A 15,939-nucleotide genomic window follows, 5' to 3' on the forward strand; every position below is an offset into this window, starting at 1 on the left:
CGGCGACACCCGGGTGCGCCCCTACCGCTTCAAGGAGGGCGACGCGGAGCGGGTTTGGACGGAGCTGGAGGCGCCAGACACCGTCCTCGTCTCCGAGCCCTTCGCCTTCCACCGCCGCGTGGGCGTGGGCGGCACGGTGGAGCTGGCCACGGACAAGGGCCCGCGCCGCTTCCGGGTGGTGGGCGTATACTTCGACTATGGCTCGGACACGGGCACGTTGCTGGTGCCGCGCTCCACCTACCTGCGCTACTTCGACGACGCGCGGGTGAGCGGCGTGGCCCTCTTCGCCGCGCCGGGGCAGGACGTGGACGCCCTGGTGGCCCGGGTGCGCGAGCGCGCCGGAGACGCCCAGGCCCTGGACATCCGCTCCAACCGCGCGCTGCGCGAGACGTCCCTGGAGGTGTTCGACCGCACCTTCACCATCACCCATGTGCTGCGGCTGCTCGCGGTGGGCGTGGCCTTCATCGGCGTGCTCAGCGCGCTGATGGCGCTGCAACTGGAGCGGGCGCGGGAGTTCGCGGTGCTGCGCGCCACCGGCCTCACCCCGCGCCAGTTGTGGGGCCTCGTGTCCCTCCAGACGGGGCTGCTGGGCGTGCTGGCCGGACTCTTCGCGCTGCCGCTCGGCGTGGCGCTCGCGTACGTGCTCGTCCACGTCATCAACCAGCGCTCCTTCGGGTGGACGCTGCAACTGCTGGTGGACCCGGGCGTGCTGCTCCAGGCGCTGGGACTGGCGCTGCTGGCGGCGGCGCTCGCCGGCCTGTACCCGGCCTGGAAGATGTCGCGTGCCAACCCCGCCATGGCGTTGAGAGAGGAGTGAGGCGATGCGCGGACGCGGACTCGTCATCGGCGTGGGGGTGGTGCTCGTGGGGCTCGCGGCGGGGGCGGCCTACGTCACCCGCGATGCCTCCTCGCCCTCGGGGGGTGAGCCGACGCTGAAGGTGGCCGAGGCGCTCGGAGGCTCGGCCGTGGGCACGGAGGGCTACACGCGCGCCCTCGAGCCCCGGGCCTTCCGCTTCCCCGGGGACCACGGCCCGCACCCCGGGTTCCGCACCGAGTGGTGGTACTGGACGGGCAACCTCTCCACGGCGAACGGGCACGACTTCGGCTACCAGCTCACCCTCTTCCGCAACGCGCTCGCCCCGGAGGACAAGCAGCGCACGTCCGAGTGGGGCACGCGGCAGGTGTACATGGGGCACCTGGCGCTCTCGGACATTGGCGCTGGACGCTTCCACGCCTTCGAGCGCTTCAGCCGTGGCACACTGGGGCTGGCGGGCGCCCAGGCGGAGCCCTTCAAGGTATGGCTGGAGGGCTGGAGCGCGGAGGCGGTGGGCGAGGGCACCGGGTCCATGCGACTCACCGCCCAGGGCGAGGGCGTGTCGCTGTCGCTGGTGCTGGAGCCCGGCAAGCCGCCGGTGCTCCAGGGCGACCGGGGCTTGAGCCAGAAGGGGCCCGAGCGGGGCAACGCCTCCTATTATTATTCGCTCACCCGCATGCCCACGCGCGGGCAGGTGACGGTGGACGGCCGGGCCCACGAGGTGACGGGCCAGAGCTGGATGGATCGCGAGTGGAGCACCAGCGCGCTCAGCGGCGACCAGGTGGGCTGGGACTGGTTCGCGCTCCAGCTCTCGGACGGCAGCGAGCTCATGTACTACCAGCTCCGCCAGCGCGACGGCACGGCGGACCCCTTGAGCGCGGGCACCTTCGTCCCCGCCCAGGGCGAGCCCGTGCGGCTCTCGCGCGACGACGTGCGGCTGGAGGTGGGAGACACGTGGAAGAGCCCGAGCGGCGCGACGTACCCGGCCCGCTGGAAGCTCTCGGTGCCCTCCCAGCGTCTGACATTGGACATCACCCCCGCCCAGACCAACCAGGAACTGTCCGTGAGCGTGCGCTATTGGGAGGGCTCCGTGCGTTTCACGGGCTCCACCGGGGGTGTCCCCGTCGAGGGGCGTGGCTACGTAGAGTTGACTGGCTACGGAGACTCGCCCAGGCGCGTTCACTGAGCGGCGCGGATGGGTAGACTGGCGTCCAACGGAGGCGAAACCATGTCGTCGCACGCGCGTGAGTGGACCGTCGGGACACACCATGCCTGGCTGGAGCCGCCCAACATCCTTTGGACGAAGGTCCGCGGCCACACCTCGCTGGCGGATGCCGTCGCCCTGCTCGAAATCTACCGGGAGCTGGGGGCCCAGCGGCCCATCATCGTGGTGACGGACCTCAGCGAGGCCACCTCGGTGGACCTGACGGCGAGGGACCACGTCTCGTGGAACCTGCGCATGGAGTGGTTCCAGGCCAGCGTCTACATCGGGGCGAGCCTGTCCCAGCGCGCCGTGGCCAGCAGCATGACCTTCCTCCATTCGCTCAGGGGCAAGGCGTCGCGTATCCAGCACTTCGTCTCCACGCCGCAGGAGGCGCGCGAGTTCATCGCCCAGGAGCGCTCGCTACACGACACGAGGCCCTGAAGCGTCATTCCCGGCTGTACCCTGACGGGTAGGATGCGCCGCGAACGACACGGAGGGGCACACGTGACCATCCAGCGCGAGTGGAAGTTCGGAATGCATCAGGCCCGGTTCGAAGAGCCGGAAACGTTGTGGGTGACGATTCAGGGCGACACCAGCCTGAAGGACGCCACGGCGCTCTCGGAGCTGTACAGGGAGCTGGGAAGCCAGCAGCCCTTCTACGTGGTGACGGACCTGCGCGAGGCCACCACCGTGGACGCCGAGGCCCGCGAGCACGTCTCGCGGAACATCAACCCGGCGTGGTTCCTCGGCTCCATCTACATCGGGGCGGGCTTCATCCAGAAGGCCGTGGCCAAGAGCCTGTCCCTCATGCACTACCTCACCGGCCGGCTCACCTTCGAGCTGCACTTCGTCTCCACCGAGGAGGAGGCGCGAGAGTTCCTGGCCCGCGAGCGCAACCGGCGCAGCGCCCAGGTCGCCTGACCGTTTCCCTCCGCCGGCCGCCCCTCGCACGGTGGGCGGCGCGGCGCTCGGGCCCGCGTCCCTAGAAGAACGCGGGCGTCTGCTCGGACAGGGGCACGCGCGTCTCGTCCTCGTCGCGCGGACGCGTGTTGTAGGCGAGCGCCTCCGCCAGGCGGGCGGGCTTCTCGCTGCGCGGCGTCGTCATCATCCGCATGAAGACCTCGTAGTCCAGGCGCAGGCGCGGGTTGGTGAGGCGCTCGTGGCCGATGGTGCTGAACGTCCGCCCCCCGTAGTCGTGGGAGGGGAACACGAGCGTGTCCCCGGGCAGTGACAGCAGACGCTGGAGGCTGTGGTACTCGGCCTCGGCATCCCCCGAGGGCAGGTCCGTCCGCCCCGTGGCGCCGATGAGCAGCGTGTCGCCCGTGAGCACCCGGTCCTCCATGCGCAGCACCAGCGAGTCCGCGGTGTGGCCCGGCGTCTCCCAGACGGCGATGCGCACGTCCCCCACCTCCAGCACGTCGCCCTCGTGCAGCGGCCGATGGACCACGTCCCACGGAACCCCCGCGAACTCGGCGCCCGTCATCCGCGCCAGCTCCCGGCCTCCGGACAGGTGGTCCGCGTGCGTGTGGGTGTCCACCACCATCGTCAACCGGAGCTGGTCCTTCCCGAGCCGCTGAAGGTAGCCCGGCACGAGCTCCAGCACCGGGTCCACGATGAGCGCCTCGCGTGTTCTCGGGCTGACGATGAGATACGTGCGACAGCTGGCCCCACCGTTCAGCTCCTCGAAGAGGAACCCCTTCATTCCCTGCCTCCCCCTGCCGGGTGCGCCCGTGCGCCCGGAACGGGGTGGAAGGTAGGCACTGCCCGCCAGCGGCACGGCCGAACGACCGTCGTCCCCCCTTGGGGCGCCTCCTGGTGAACGGTGCCTGGAAGCGGCTCGTGGGGCGGACGGGCGAGCGAGCGCCCGCCTTCGGTTCTCGGGATGTCCACGCGCCCCGCCATCTCCAGCTTGTGGACCCAGGGGACACCTCCCCTCATCTACCCGGAGAGCGACGGCATGGCCCTCATCAACAAGGCAGTCGGTGGTTGGCTTCTGGCGAAGTTCCTCAAGCAGCCCCGCGCGCCCTGGTACCGGCTGGGAGCCGCCAGGCCCCTCACCCCGGCCACCTTCCTCTTGAGCCTCACCCCGCTGAGCCGCTTCAGCCTCGGGGGTCTGGCGCTCTTCGGGGTGCGCCGCCTCCTGGCCAACCGGCGCGCGGCGGTGCCGGTCTGAGCCTTCCCCTCGAGGCCTAGCGAGAGGTGGCGGGGACGGCCGCGCCCAGGTGCGCGTGCAGCGTCTCGGAGTGCACGTAGAGGAACTGTGCGTCTCCGAAGGCGATGCCGTCCCCGTCGACGAGCTGCTGCTCCTGCTCGCCCAGGGCCACGGCGTTGACGAAGGTGCCGTTCATCGAGTCGGCGTCGCGCAGGTAGCAGCACTTCTCGGCCGCGCTCCAGCGCAGCAGCGCGTGGAACTTGGAGACGGACGGGTCGTGAATCACCAGGGAGCTCGTCTCCAGGCGGCCCACCGCGAACACCTCGCCGTCCGTCTTCGGCTTGAGGAAGAGCACCTGGAGGTGCTCGAAGCCCTGCAACATCGCCATCAGCCGGTCCGCCAGCCGGGAGCGGTGCGCCATGAAGACGGTGCGCGCCTGGCCCATCTGCTGGGCCACCTGCTGGAAGACGGGCGAGGGCGGCTGTTGGATGAGCGCCACGGGTCCATGCTCGGACAGGAACGTCCGCACGTCCACCCGACCCAGCACTCGCAATTCCCTGACCGAAGGCATGGCGCGCAGGCTAGGCGCGTACGCCGCGCGTGCCAAGTTCCCCGGCTCGGCTATGGTTCGCCCGCACACCACCCAGGCAACCGCGGGAGTCATATCCATGGCGAAGGCGAAGTACGTGCTGGCAGTGGACCAGGGCACCACCGGCACCCATGTCTCCATCCTCGATGACAAGCTGCGAGTAGTGGGGAGCTCATACCGGGAGTTCACCCAGCACTTCCCCAAGCCCTCGTGGGTGGAGCACGACCTGGAGGAGATCTGGGCCACCGTCGAGCAGTGCATCCGCCGGGCGCTGAAGGACGCGAACCTCGCGGGCAAGGACATCACCGCGGTGGGCATCACCAACCAGCGCGAGACGTCGGGCCTGTGGCTGCGCGAGGGCGGCAAGCCCCTGGGCAACGCGATCGTCTGGCAGGACCGGCGCACCTCGGAGCAGTGCGCGAAGCTGCGCGAGCGGGGCGAGGAGGACCGGGTGCGCCAGAAGACGGGCCTGGTGTTGGACCCGTACTTCTCGGGCACCAAGCTGTCCTGGATGATGGAGCACATGAAGGGGGCCCGGAAGCGCGCCGAGAAGGGCGACGCGTGCTTTGGCACCGTCGACACCTGGCTCGTCTACAAGATGACCGGGGGCCAGTCGCACGTCACCGACGTCACCAACGCGAGCCGCACGCTGCTGATGGACGTGCGGACGATGAAGTGGGACGAGGACATGCTCTCCCTCTTCGGCGTGTCCTCCGCGTGCCTGCCGGAGATTCGCGGCTCGTCCGAGAGCTACGGCACCACCCGGGGCATGCGCGGCCTGCCGGACGGCATCCCCATCACCGGCATGGCGGGGGACCAGCAGTCGGCGCTCTTCGGACAGGCGTGCTTCACGCCGGGTGAGGCCAAGTGCACCTACGGCACGGGGGCCTTCCTGCTGATGAACACGGGGGACACGCCGGTGTTCTCGAAGGCGGGGTTGCTCACCACGGTGGCCTGGCGCATCGGGGACAAGACGGCGTACGCGCTGGAGGGCAGCTCCTTCATCGCCGGAGCCGCGGTGCAGTGGCTGCGCGACGGGCTGAAGGTCATCAAGAAGGCCGCGGACGTGGAGCCGCTGGCGGCCAGCGTGAAGGAGAGCGGGGACGTGGTGTTCGTCCCGGCGCTCGCGGGGCTGGGAGCGCCGCACTGGCGTCCCGAGGCCCGTGGCCTCTTCGCCGGTATCGACCGCTCCACCACCGTGGCCCACCTGGCGCGCGCGGCGCTCGAGGGCGTGGCGATGCAGATTCATGACCTCGCCGAGGCCATGCGGCGCGACAGCGGGCGGGAGATTCCGGCCTTCAAGGTGGATGGAGGGGCCTCGGCCAACAACCTGATGATGCAGTTCCAGGCGGACGTGCTGGGCACGGAGGTGGTGCGCCCGCAGAACCTCCAGACGACGAGCCTGGGGGCGGCCTTCCTGGCGGGCCTGGGAGCGGGGGTGTGGAGCAGCACGGACGCCATCCGCCGGGCTTGGAAGGTGGGCAAGGTCTTCAAGCCGAAGATGAAGTCCGAGGTGCGCGAGCGCAACCTGGCCAAGTGGCGCCGGGCGGTGGAGCGGGCCTGAGACAGCATCCCCCACGGTGAGCTAGAGAGGAGAGGCCCATGGCCCATGACCGCACGCAGTTGACCCCCGAGGCCCTGAAGCAGTTCCTCGCCGAGCACCCCGAGTGGAAGCACGAGGGTGGGATGATTCGCCGCACCTACGAGGCGCCGGGCTTCCTGGAGGGAATCGAGTTCGTGAGCCGGGTGGCGAAGGCGGCGGAGGCCGCGAACCACCACCCGGACATCGACATCCGGTGGAGGAAGGTGACGCTGGCGCTGGTGACGCACGACGCGGGCGGGCTGACGTGGCGGGACACGAAGCTGGCGGCCGAGGCGGACATGCTGTTCGCCGGCGGAGTGAAGCAGGGCGGATGAGATGAGAGCGGCACTCTTCGTCGCGTGGGGGCTGCTGGCGGTACCGGGGGCGTGGGCACAGGACGAGGTGCCCGCGGCCACCCGGCCCGAGCGGCTGTACGTCAACTCGGGGGTGCTGATGGGCTCCTCGCGGGTGGTGGCGCTGGGCGGGGCCTACGTGGGCATCGCCGAGGGCGTGGCGGGCTTCAACAGCAACCTGGCCGCGCTCGCGCACCGCTCGCCGAACCTGGACCGGGACTGGGACGTGGGGGTGACGCTGTCCTGGTTGGATCTGCCGTTGGCCAAGGCCAAGGGGAAGGACCTGGACAACGACGGCCTCGCCGACGACGCCCCGGAGACGCTCCAGGTGTTGGGCGGGGTGCTGCTCCAGTACCGCAACTTCGGCCTGGGCTTCTCGCTGCGCAACTACCAGGTGGGCTACTGCAACACGGTCCACTGCGACCCGAAGGACCTGCTGCGCGTGTCGCTGCTCCAGACGGCGCTGGCGGGCGCGGTGGCGCTGGGGCACGACGAGTTCATCCTCGGCTTCGGCATCTACAGCGCGCAGGCGGTCTTCAGCCACCAGGCGGAAGGCGCCTGGCGTTACGGGGACACGGGCCTCGCGCTGGACGTGCTGTACCGGCCGCTCGGGAGACCGTACCGGCTGGGTGTGTCGGTGCGGCCCGAGGTGGTGGGGGCGTGGCGGCGGGAGGCGGGACAGGTGCCCTTCCTGGCGGGCCGGCAGCTCTACTCGGCGGTGGTGTCGCCGGCGGTGCTGTCGCTGGGGGTGAGCTGGCGCCTGGGCGAGGGCGCCGAGCGCTACAACCGCCTCTCCCCGGCGGCGCGCCGGCAGATGCTGGAGGGTGAGCACTTCACGGAGCTGCCGCCCGAGGACGAGAAGACAGGACTGGCGGGTCGGTGGCTGCTGAGCGCGCAGGCGGACTTCATCTCGCGAGCGGAGAACGCGGTGTCGGTGCACTCGTTCACGGCGCTGACGGAGCCCACGAAGGTGGGGGCCGCGGGGATGCTCCAGCCGCGGGTGGGGGTGGAGCATGAGACGTGGCCGGGCCGGCTGCGCACGCGACTGGGAGCGTTCATCGAGCCCTCGCCGTTCGCGGACCACCTGCCGAGACCGCACCTGACGGGAGGCTTCGAGCTCTTCCTGTTCCGCTACTGGGAGGACTGGGCGCTGACGGCGTCGTTCGACGCCTCGCGGCGCTACTCGAACTTCGGTGTCTCGGTGGGCTTCTGGAGGTGAGCCCGGGGTGGAAGACCGCGGCCCTCACGGTGCTGGCGCTCCTCGGCTTCGCGGCCAACTCGCTCCTGTGCCGAGCGGCACTCGGGAACGGAGCATGGCGCATCGACGCGGCGAGCTTCACGAGTGTCCGCATCCTCTCGGGAGCGGGAGTCCTCTGGCTGCTGCTCCGGGCGAGAGGAGGAGGAAAACCCCAGGGCTCCTGGGGCTCGGCGCTGGCGCTCTTCACCTACGCGGCGGGCTTCTCGCTGGCCTACGTGCGCATTCCGGCGGGCGTAGGCGCCCTCATCCTCTTCGGCTGCGTGCAGGCGACGATGCTGGGCGTGGGCCTCTTCCGGGGCGAGCGCCCCAGTCTCCTGGAGTGGCTGGGGCTGGCGATGGCGCTTGGGGGCCTGCTGGTGCTGCGACTGCCAGGAGCGACGGCACCGGACGCACTGGGGGCGACGCTGATGGCGGGGGCGGGCGTGGCCTGGGGCGTGTACTCGCTGCGAGGCCGAGGCACCGCGGACCCGCTGGCGGCGACGGCGGACAACTTCCTGCGCGGCGTGCCGATGACGCTGGGGTTCTCGGTGCTGGGGCGGCTGGTGCTGGAGACGCCCCGGGTGACTCCAGCGGGCGTGGGGCTCGCGGTGGCCTCGGGGGCGCTGGCCTCGGGCGTGGGCTATAGCCTGTGGTACGCGGCGCTGCCGCACCTGACGGCGATGCGCGCGGCGGTGGTGCAACTCGCGGTGCCGGTGGCGGCGGCGGTGGGCGGAGTGCTGCTGCTGGGCGAGACACTGACAGTGCGGCTGGTGGGGGCGGGCGGTGCCCTGCTGTGCGGGGTGCTCTTGGCCCTCACCGCTGCTCAGCGTCGACCCGGACGCCGCCGAGCCGCCTGACGCCCGCCCGGGAGGGGACGCGCTGGGCCCTCCAGGTGCGCGGAATGGGGAGACCTCGCGACCTGGGGCCTCGGCTCGTGCCCATCTTCGGGGAGGGGCCGGTCATCCTCCCGCCGCTGCGCCGGAGCGCTGAGCAGGCGAGAGTCCGGCTGCCAGTCGAACAGCAGGATGGCGATCAGCACCATCGTCACCACCGTGCGCCGGAAGGACGGCGACTCCTGGAGGAGAATCTCGGGGTTCATCAGCGTCTCCAACACCCGGCCGCCGCATCTTCATGCACGGGGGCAACCCAGGGGGCGGACAGCCTCACCCCGCGTTGCGCAGGAAGGTCGCCAGCTTCTCGTAGGCCACCGCCAGCGCGGGGATGGGGGCACTCTCGTTCGCCTGGTGCGCCTGGGCCGTCTCCCCCGGCCCGAAGTTCACCGCGTCCACCCCGAGTTCCGAGAAGCGCGCCACGTCCGTCCACGCCTGCTTCGAGGCCGCCGGCAGCCCCGTGAGCGCCATCAACTCCTGGAACAGCGGGTTGTCCGCGCACACCCGCCCGCTCGGCGCGAGGTCCGTGAATTCCACCTCCGCCACCTCCCCCACCAGTTCCCGCACGTCCTGCTGCGCCTGCTGCACGCTCTTGCCCGGTGCGAACCGGTAGTTCAGGTTCAGCTCGAACGCCTCGGGAATCACGTTGCGCGCACGCCCTCCCGAGGCCTTGGTGATGTTCATCACCTCGTAGAAGGTGAACGCGTCCCGCACCACCTCGCGCCTCGGAAGCGTCAGCAACCGGGCCAGCAGCGGCCCCGCCTTGTGGATGGCGTTCTCCCCCTGCCAGGGCCTCGCCGAGTGCGCGCTCCGCCCCTTGAACCGCAGCGTCACGTGCAGGCTGCCCACGCACCCCACCTGCACCACCCCGTCCGTCGGCTCCATGGCGATGCCGAACTTCACCCGCTTGAGTTCCGGGCGAGTGTCGAACAGCGGCCCGAGCCCGCTCTCCAGGTAGGGGCCCTCCTCGCGCTCGTAGAGCACCACCACGAGGTTCACCGGCAGCTCGGCGCGCGGCAGATCCTCCGCCAGCGCCATCATCACCGCCAGCCCACCCTTCATGTCCGAGGAGCCGAGCCCGAAGACGCGCTCCCCTTCAATCCTCGGCTCCCGGTCGTTCGGGTGCGCGGGCACCGTGTCCAGGTGCCCCACCAGTGCCACCGTGGGCCGCGCGTCCAGGAGGCTCCCCAGCACCAGCGAGTGCCCCTGCCGGAACACCTCGCGCCGCGGGAAGTGCTCGAGCGCCCAGCGCTCCACGTGGTCGGCGATGAGCCGCTCCTCGCCAATGGGGCTGGGAATGCGGCACAGCGACAGGGTGGACCGCGCGAGGCGGGTGACGAGGTCACTCACCGGCTTACACCGACACCGCGAAGTCGCGCAGGGCCGCGTTGAGGCTCGTCTTCTTGTCGGTGCTCTCCTTGCGCTGCCCGATGATGAGCGCGCACGGCACCATGTAGCGCCCGGCGGGGAACTGCTTCTCCTTCATGCCCGGAATCACCACGCTGCGCGCCGGCACCCGGCCCTTGTAGACCTTCTCCTCGGGGCCCGTGACGTCGATGATCTGCGTGGAGGCCGTGAGCACCACGTTGGCGCCCAGCACCGCCTCCTCCTCCACCACCACGCCCTCCACCACGATGCAGCGGCTGCCGATGAAGGCCCGATCCTCGATGATGACGGGAGAGGCCGTGGGCGGCTCGAGCACCCCGCCCAGTCCCACGCCGCCCGACAGGTGCACGTCGCGGCCCACCTGGGCGCAGCTGCCCACCGTGGCCCACGTGTCCACCATGGTCCCCGAGCCCACCCGCGCCCCGATGTTCACGTAGCCGGGCATCACGATCGCCCCGCGCTCCACGAACGCGCCGTAGCGCACCACGCCCGGCGGCACCACCCGCACGCCCGCCGCCTCCAGCCCCTTCTTCAACGGAATCTTGTCGAAGAACTCGAAGGGCTCCACCTCCATCACCTTCATCTCCGAGAGCGCGAAGAACAGGAGGATGGCCTCCTTCACCCAGGCATTCACCTTCCAGCCCTCGGGCCCCTTCTCCGCGACGCGCACCTCGCCCGAATCCAGCAGGGCCAGCGTCTCGCGCACCGCCGCCGCGTAATCGGCTTCCTTCAGCTTCGCCCGGTCCGCGAATGCCGCGGACACCTTCTGGGAGAGACTCTCGATGGAGGACATGGCCGCTCCTTCAAGCACGAAACGCCGCGTGCCGCACCATCCTCATGCGTGGGCCCGCTGGTCGGCGGCGGCCATGCCGGACCGGGGGGGCTCCGCCAGCGGGCAGGTGGCCGTGATGAGCTCCGTGTGCAGCCTGCCCCCCTCGGGCTCCAGCACCTCGTGCGCCCGCCCGGACACGTACACGCCGCGCCCCGTCACCCGCTCCACGCGCGGCAGGGGCACCGCCCACACCTCGCGCGAGAAGCGCCGGCGGACGAACAGCACCGTCTCCCCGACGTACGCCACCCGCCCCAACACCTTCCCGTCCTGGTCGTGCACCTTCATCCAGTGCTGAATCGAGCGCCGCTCGAACGGGGACTCCAACCAGCTCACGGCCATCGCCTCACCTCCACTCGCACAAGGTGAGGACCCGGACAGTCGATGGGGAGCACGGCCCTGGGTGGCGGGCCCCTGGCTGCTCGCTAGCGCCCCATCTCCTTGGACACCGCGTCCACGATCTGCTGCTCGGTGGGGAAGGCGAGCGACTCCTTCTTCAACACCGTCTTCCCGTCCACCGCGATCTCGAAGCTCCCCGAAGGCCCCACCTTCAGCTCCGCGTCCAGGTTCAGGTCCTTCTTCAGCGCGGCCGCCACACGGACGGCCCGAGGCCTGTAGCCTCAAGCACTGCAATAGGTGATGGTGATACGGCCGGCCATGGCGGGCCTCCTGGGTCTGGAAGCGCACGGGAAGCGCGCCTCGCTGTGTGGGTAATGCTTGAAATAACGCCTCGGGAGCGGCGTGCAAGCGAACGGACCTCCCCCCGCCGCCCTCGGGCCACGAACCCATTGACGAGGGAGCGCCTCGGGGCCATGCAGGCCCCCATGTCCTCCCCGCGCCCGAACCTCGCCGCCGCCTACGACCCCGAGCACTTCCGCCGCCTGGGGCACCAACTGGTGGACCAGCTCGCCGACCACCTCGCCCGCACCACCCGCCGCGAGGGGCCCGTGCTGCCCTGGGCGCCCCCGGCCACCAACCTCGAGCGCTTCCCCGCGGACTTTCCCGAGGAGCCCTCCGGCGACTTCCCGGCCCTCCTCTCGCGCGTCCTCGACGCCTCGCAGCACCTGCACCACCCGCGCTTCGTGGGCCACCAGGTGTCGGCCCCCGTGCCGCTCGCCGCCCTCTGCGACTTCGCCTCCTCGCTCCTCAACAACGGCATGGCCGTCTACGAGATGGGGCCCGTCTCCACCGTCATGGAGCACCACGTGGTGCGCTGGATGGCCGGGGTGCTCGGCCTGCCCGAGGGTGCCGGCGGCGTCCTCACCTCGGGGGGCTCCGCCGGCAACCTCACGGCGCTGCTCGCCGCGCGTCAGGCCAAGGCCGGCCATGACGCGTGGAACGGGGGCGCCAGCGCCGGGCCGCCCCTCACCGTGCTCGTCCCCGAGACGACGCACTACTGCGTCTCCCGCTCCGTGCGGGTGATGGGCTGGGGCGCCGAGGGCATCACCCCCGTGCCCGTGGACGCGCACTACCGGCTGCGCCCCGAGGCCCTGGAGGAGGCGCTCGCCACGGCGAAGCGCGCCGGCCGCCGCCCCATCGCCGTGGTGGCCAGCGCGGGCTCCACCGCCACCGGGGCCTTCGACCCGCTCGAGGCCGTGGCCGACTTCTGCGCGCGGCACGACCTGTGGTTCCACGTGGACGGGGCCCACGGTGCCTCGGCCGCGCTCAGCCCGGCCTACCGCCACAAGGTGAAGGGGATCGAGCGCGCCGACTCGGTGGTGTGGGACGCGCACAAGCTGATGCTGATGCCGGCGCTCGTCACCGCCGTGCTCTTCCGCGAGGGCCACCGCTCCTTCGAGGCCTTCGCGCAGGAAGCCTCCTACCTCTTCCACGGCCAGGACACGCGCCGCTGGAGCGACGTGGCGTTGCGTACCCTGGAGTGCACCAAGGAGATGATGGCCCTCAAGCTGTACGCGTGCCTGAGTGTGTTGGGCACGGGACTCTTCTCCGACGCCATCACCGACACCTTCGATCTGTCGCGCCGCTTCGCCGAGCGCCTCCAGGCCGCGGAGGACTTCGAGCTGGCGGTGACCCCGGACTGCAACATCGTCTGCTTCCGGCACACGCCCGCGGGCGTGCCCGCCTCGGAGCTCGACGCGCTCCAGGTGCGCCTGCGCGAGTCGCTCGTGACGAGCGGGGACTTCTACCTGGTGCAGACGACGCTCGGCGGGCGCGTGTGGCTGCGCACCACCCTCATCAATCCGCTCACCACTGACGAGGACCTGGCGACCATGCTGGATGCACTGCGCGCGGGGGTATGAGGTCCGCCCTTCACGTGTTACGAAGGGGTTGTCACTCAGCTGGGGTACGGACCGCGCCGGGATTCACCCCGCACGGCCCGCGAACCCATCGGTGGCCCGAGAGTGAGTGGGCGTTGGCGCAGGCGACGAAGGCGAAGTTCCTCGAAGCGGGCCCCTTTCATCAGGCTCTCAAGACACGGGTAGACGGTTACTTCCAGGAGAGCGGTCGCTCGGTGCGCGACCTGCCGGGCATGTACGCGAAGACCGCCGCCCTGCTCGGCTGGCTCGGGGCTTCGTATGCCTTCCTCGTCTTCGGGAGCACGAGCGCCTGGAGCGCCCTGGCCGGGTGCGTGTCGCTCGGACTGGCGATGGCCGGCATCGGCTTCAGCGTCCAGCACGACGCCAACCATGGCGGCTACTCGGACCACAAATCGGTCAATCGGGTCCTCGCGTCGACACTCGATGTCCTGGGCGCGTCCTCCTACGTCTGGAGCTGGAAGCACAACATCTTCCACCACAGCCACCCCAACGTGGTCGGGCTCGACGCGGACATCGACATCCAGCCCTTCTGCCGGGTCGCCCCGGGCCAGCGGCTGCACGCGGCCCACCGCTTCCAGCACTTCTACATCTGGCTGCTCTACGGGCTGCTCGCGGTGAAGTGGAACTTCGTGGATGACTTCAAGGACGTGCTCACCGGCCGCGTCGGAAAGCAGAAGATGCCGCGTCCCACCGGGAGGACCCTGGTCGGAGTGCTCGGCGGCAAGCTGTTCTTCTTCGGCTGGGCGCTGGTGCTGCCGGCCTTCTTCCACCCCGTGTGGAAGGTGGCGCTGTGCTATGCGGTGACCTCGTTCGTGCTCGGCGTCACGCTCGCGAGCGTGTTCCAGCTCGCGCACTGCGTGGAGGAGGCGGCCTTCCCCGAGGTTCCCCAGGGCAGCGGCCTCTTCCCGCGCGAGTGGGCGGTGCACCAGGTGGAGACGACGGTCGACTTCGCGCGGGGCAACCCGCTGGTGTGCTGGTACCTGGGAGGGCTCAACTTCCAGGTGGTGCACCACCTCTTCCCGAGGGTGTGTCACCTGCATTACCCGGCGCTCTCGCGCATCATCGAGGACACCTGCCGGGAGCACGGAGTGCGTTACCGCGCGCAGAAGAGCGTAGGCGCGGCGCTGGGCAGCCATGTGCGCTGGCTCAAGCGGATGGGTCGGCCCGCGGTCCTGGAGGTGGCGTGATGAATGACGAGAATGGGGAGAAGGTCCGCTTCGGGCGTGCGCAGAAGTTCCGGCTCACCCAGAAGGGCAACGAGGCCGTGTCCTCCTACACCCTCATGCTGGAGAGGGCGCGGGCGGGCGCGGGCACGGGCCGGGGTCCGTTCGACGCGGCCCGCGAGTCGTGGAGCGGCCCGCGCGGGCTCACCGCCGAGGATGGACTCTTCCTGGTGGAGTTCGGCGTGGGGGACCGCACCATTCCCGAGGCGACGCGCAGCCTCGAGGACTGCGCCACGACCAAGGAAGTCAAGGCGGCCATCGAGCGGCTCCTGGCCTGCGGCATGCTCGAGCCGGTGCCCGCTCCGCCCGCCCCTCCTCCGGCCGCGCCCCGCCGTTACTGGTAGGCGGGAGCCTCCCGGCCCGTCAAACAGGCGCGGGCCTCACGGCCCGCAAATACCAAGGGCCTGCCCCCACGGATGGGAAGCAGGCCCCAAGTATGAGCCTCATTGCTATGTAGCGAAGTGGCTCAGGACCCCATCAGATGGGGCGCACGTTCTGCGCCTGCAGGCCCTTGGGGCCGCGGGCGACGTCGAACTCAACGCGCTGGCCCTCGGCCAGGGTGCGGAAGCCCTCGGTCTGGATGGCAGTGTGGTGGCAGAACAGATCCTCGCCGCCGCCGTCCTGAGTGATGAAACCGAAGCCCTTCGCGTCATTGAACCACTTCACGATACCAGTCGCCATTACTTGTCTTCTTTCTCATCCGGGCGCGGTCAAATGCGCCGGAACTCCGTCGCGCCTGTGCGAACGGAGGCCCCTATGTGGCAGCTTTGGTTCAATAAAGGAAGCCCCTTCGTTATTTCTTCTGTCCGATTTCCACCACTCGGGGGCCCTCGGAAGTGTCGCACGGGGGACTGAAATCAGATAGAGCCGCGCCCCGCCATGCTCGTCTCCGTCGTCATTCCCGTCTACAACGAGATCTCCACCCTCGCCGAAATCCTCCGCCGCATCACCGCGGTGGACTTCCCCAAGGAGCTCGTCATCGTCGACGACTGCTCGCGCGATGGGAGCCGGGAGCTTCTGCAGCAGCTCGTGGACAAGGGCCTGTCCGTCGTCGACGCCGCCCCGAAGAATCGCAACGAGCTGCGCATCCTCTTCCAGGAGAAGAACCAGGGGAAGGGCGCCGCCCTGCGCCGCGGCTTCTCCGAGTCCACCGGGGACATCGTCATCGTCCAGGACGCGGACCTCGAGTACGACCCGCGCGAAATCCCCCGCGTCATCCAGCCCATCATCGACGGCGACGCGGACGTGGTCTTCGGCAGCCGCTTCACCGGCACGCCCCGGCGCGTCCTCTACTTCTGGCACTCGGTGATGAACCAGCTGCTCACCATGCTCTCCAACATGACGAGCAACCTGAACCTCACCGACATGGAGACCTGCTACAAGGCCTTCCGCGCCGAGGTC

20 protein-coding genes and 1 pseudogene are annotated in these 15,939 nt (G+C 70.2%); 13 read left to right on the forward strand and 8 right to left on the reverse strand.

Annotation, left to right across the window (positions count from 1 at the left end):
• The 4 genes from VF794_RS20980 to VF794_RS20995 all read left to right on the forward strand — a co-directional run.
• On the forward strand, positions 1-817 hold an 817-nt coding region (locus tag VF794_RS20980), incomplete at its 5' end, for an ABC transporter permease (protein WP_331113117.1).
• 4 nt (positions 818-821) lie between these two features.
• Positions 822-2,000, forward strand: a complete 1,179-nt coding sequence (locus tag VF794_RS20985; protein ID WP_331113119.1) for a lipocalin-like domain-containing protein — start codon at positions 822-824, stop codon at positions 1,998-2,000.
• A 42-nt stretch (positions 2,001-2,042) separates the two neighbouring features.
• Positions 2,043-2,459, forward strand: a complete 417-nt coding sequence (locus VF794_RS20990; protein WP_331113121.1) for a hypothetical protein — start codon at positions 2,043-2,045, stop codon at positions 2,457-2,459.
• Between the two features lie 63 nt (positions 2,460-2,522).
• Positions 2,523-2,939 carry a hypothetical protein gene (locus tag VF794_RS20995; RefSeq protein WP_331113123.1) on the forward strand — a complete coding sequence of 139 codons (417 nt, stop codon included), beginning with the start codon at positions 2,523-2,525 and terminating at the stop codon, positions 2,937-2,939.
• 61 nt (positions 2,940-3,000) lie between these two features.
• Here the strand turns inward: VF794_RS20995 and VF794_RS21000 are convergent, their stop codons facing one another.
• Positions 3,001-3,720, reverse strand: coding sequence for an MBL fold metallo-hydrolase (locus tag VF794_RS21000; protein WP_331113125.1), 720 nt, complete (start codon positions 3,718-3,720; stop codon positions 3,001-3,003).
• 180 nt (positions 3,721-3,900) lie between these two features.
• Here VF794_RS21000 and VF794_RS21005 point away from each other — a divergent pair, with 180 nt between their 5' ends.
• Positions 3,901-4,191: a hypothetical protein gene (locus VF794_RS21005; protein ID WP_331113127.1), complete on the forward strand. Its 291-nt coding sequence runs from the start codon at positions 3,901-3,903 to the stop codon at positions 4,189-4,191.
• Between the two features lie 16 nt (positions 4,192-4,207).
• Here the strand turns inward: VF794_RS21005 and VF794_RS21010 are convergent, their stop codons facing one another.
• On the reverse strand, positions 4,208-4,741 hold the full coding sequence (locus tag VF794_RS21010) for an FHA domain-containing protein (protein WP_331113129.1): 534 nt from the start codon (positions 4,739-4,741) through the stop codon (positions 4,208-4,210).
• A 97-nt stretch (positions 4,742-4,838) separates the two neighbouring features.
• Between VF794_RS21010 and glpK the strand changes: the two genes are divergently transcribed.
• The 4 genes from glpK to VF794_RS21030 are packed head-to-tail and all read left to right on the forward strand — an operon-like array spanning position 4,839 to position 8,788.
• Entirely contained in the window at positions 4,839-6,323 is a 1,485-nt protein-coding gene (gene glpK / locus VF794_RS21015; RefSeq protein ID WP_331113131.1) for a glycerol kinase GlpK, read from the forward strand.
• A 38-nt stretch (positions 6,324-6,361) separates the two neighbouring features.
• Positions 6,362-6,676: a 4a-hydroxytetrahydrobiopterin dehydratase gene (locus tag VF794_RS21020; protein ID WP_331113133.1), complete on the forward strand. Its 315-nt coding sequence runs from the start codon at positions 6,362-6,364 to the stop codon at positions 6,674-6,676.
• Position 6,677: 1 nt separating this feature from the next.
• Complete coding sequence (locus tag VF794_RS21025; RefSeq protein ID WP_331113135.1) at positions 6,678-7,913, forward strand: hypothetical protein; 1,236 nt, start codon at positions 6,678-6,680, stop codon at positions 7,911-7,913.
• The gene (locus VF794_RS21030; RefSeq protein ID WP_331113137.1) at positions 7,910-8,788 is read left to right on the forward strand and encodes a DMT family transporter; all 879 of its coding nucleotides are present in this window, start codon (positions 7,910-7,912) and stop codon (positions 8,786-8,788) included. Before VF794_RS21025 ends, VF794_RS21030 begins: the two co-directional genes overlap by 4 nt.
• Here VF794_RS21030 and VF794_RS21035 read toward each other — a convergent pair.
• The 5 genes and pseudogenes from VF794_RS21035 to VF794_RS21055 all read right to left on the reverse strand — a co-directional run.
• Positions 8,755-9,030, reverse strand: coding sequence for a hypothetical protein (locus VF794_RS21035; RefSeq protein WP_331113139.1), 276 nt, complete (start codon positions 9,028-9,030; stop codon positions 8,755-8,757). The two genes, VF794_RS21030 and VF794_RS21035, sit on opposite strands and share 34 nt — an antisense overlap.
• A 64-nt stretch (positions 9,031-9,094) precedes the next feature.
• Complete coding sequence (dapE, locus tag VF794_RS21040; protein WP_331113141.1) at positions 9,095-10,171, reverse strand: succinyl-diaminopimelate desuccinylase; 1,077 nt, start codon at positions 10,169-10,171, stop codon at positions 9,095-9,097.
• A gap of 4 nt (positions 10,172-10,175) precedes the next feature.
• Entirely contained in the window at positions 10,176-11,000 is an 825-nt protein-coding gene (locus tag VF794_RS21045) for a 2,3,4,5-tetrahydropyridine-2,6-dicarboxylate N-succinyltransferase (protein ID WP_331113143.1), read from the reverse strand.
• Between the two features lie 42 nt (positions 11,001-11,042).
• Positions 11,043-11,378, reverse strand: a complete 336-nt coding sequence (locus VF794_RS21050; RefSeq protein WP_331113145.1) for a PRC-barrel domain containing protein — start codon at positions 11,376-11,378, stop codon at positions 11,043-11,045.
• 83 nt (positions 11,379-11,461) lie between these two features.
• Positions 11,462-11,644 (reverse strand): annotated as a pseudogene (locus tag VF794_RS21055) (selenocysteine-containing); the annotation flags it as partial.
• A 216-nt stretch (positions 11,645-11,860) separates the two neighbouring features.
• On the opposite strand from VF794_RS21055, the gene VF794_RS21060 reads away from it, so the two are divergent.
• The 3 genes from VF794_RS21060 to VF794_RS21070 all read left to right on the forward strand — a co-directional run bounded on the left by VF794_RS21060 (position 11,861) and on the right by VF794_RS21070 (position 14,882).
• On the forward strand, positions 11,861-13,297 hold the full coding sequence (locus VF794_RS21060) for a pyridoxal phosphate-dependent decarboxylase family protein (protein ID WP_331113147.1): 1,437 nt from the start codon (positions 11,861-11,863) through the stop codon (positions 13,295-13,297).
• Positions 13,298-13,410: 113 nt separating this feature from the next.
• Positions 13,411-14,502 carry an acyl-CoA desaturase gene (locus VF794_RS21065; RefSeq protein WP_331113149.1) on the forward strand — a complete coding sequence of 364 codons (1,092 nt, stop codon included), beginning with the start codon at positions 13,411-13,413 and terminating at the stop codon, positions 14,500-14,502.
• Positions 14,502-14,882, forward strand: a complete 381-nt coding sequence (locus tag VF794_RS21070; RefSeq protein ID WP_331113151.1) for a hypothetical protein — start codon at positions 14,502-14,504, stop codon at positions 14,880-14,882. The genes VF794_RS21065 and VF794_RS21070 overlap by 1 nt, the downstream gene beginning before the upstream one ends.
• A gap of 133 nt (positions 14,883-15,015) precedes the next feature.
• Here VF794_RS21070 and VF794_RS21075 read toward each other — a convergent pair whose 3' ends face one another.
• A complete protein-coding gene (locus VF794_RS21075; RefSeq protein ID WP_309888227.1) occupies positions 15,016-15,219 on the reverse strand; it encodes a cold-shock protein in 204 nt (67 codons plus the stop codon).
• Positions 15,220-15,417: 198 nt separating this feature from the next.
• Between VF794_RS21075 and VF794_RS21080 the strand changes: the two genes are divergently transcribed.
• A partial coding sequence (locus tag VF794_RS21080) for a glycosyltransferase family 2 protein (RefSeq protein ID WP_331113153.1) occupies positions 15,418-15,939 on the forward strand: 522 nt, incomplete at its 3' end.

The organism is Archangium sp. (assembly GCF_036389735.1).
Classification (GTDB): Bacteria; Myxococcota; Myxococcia; order Myxococcales; family Myxococcaceae; genus Archangium.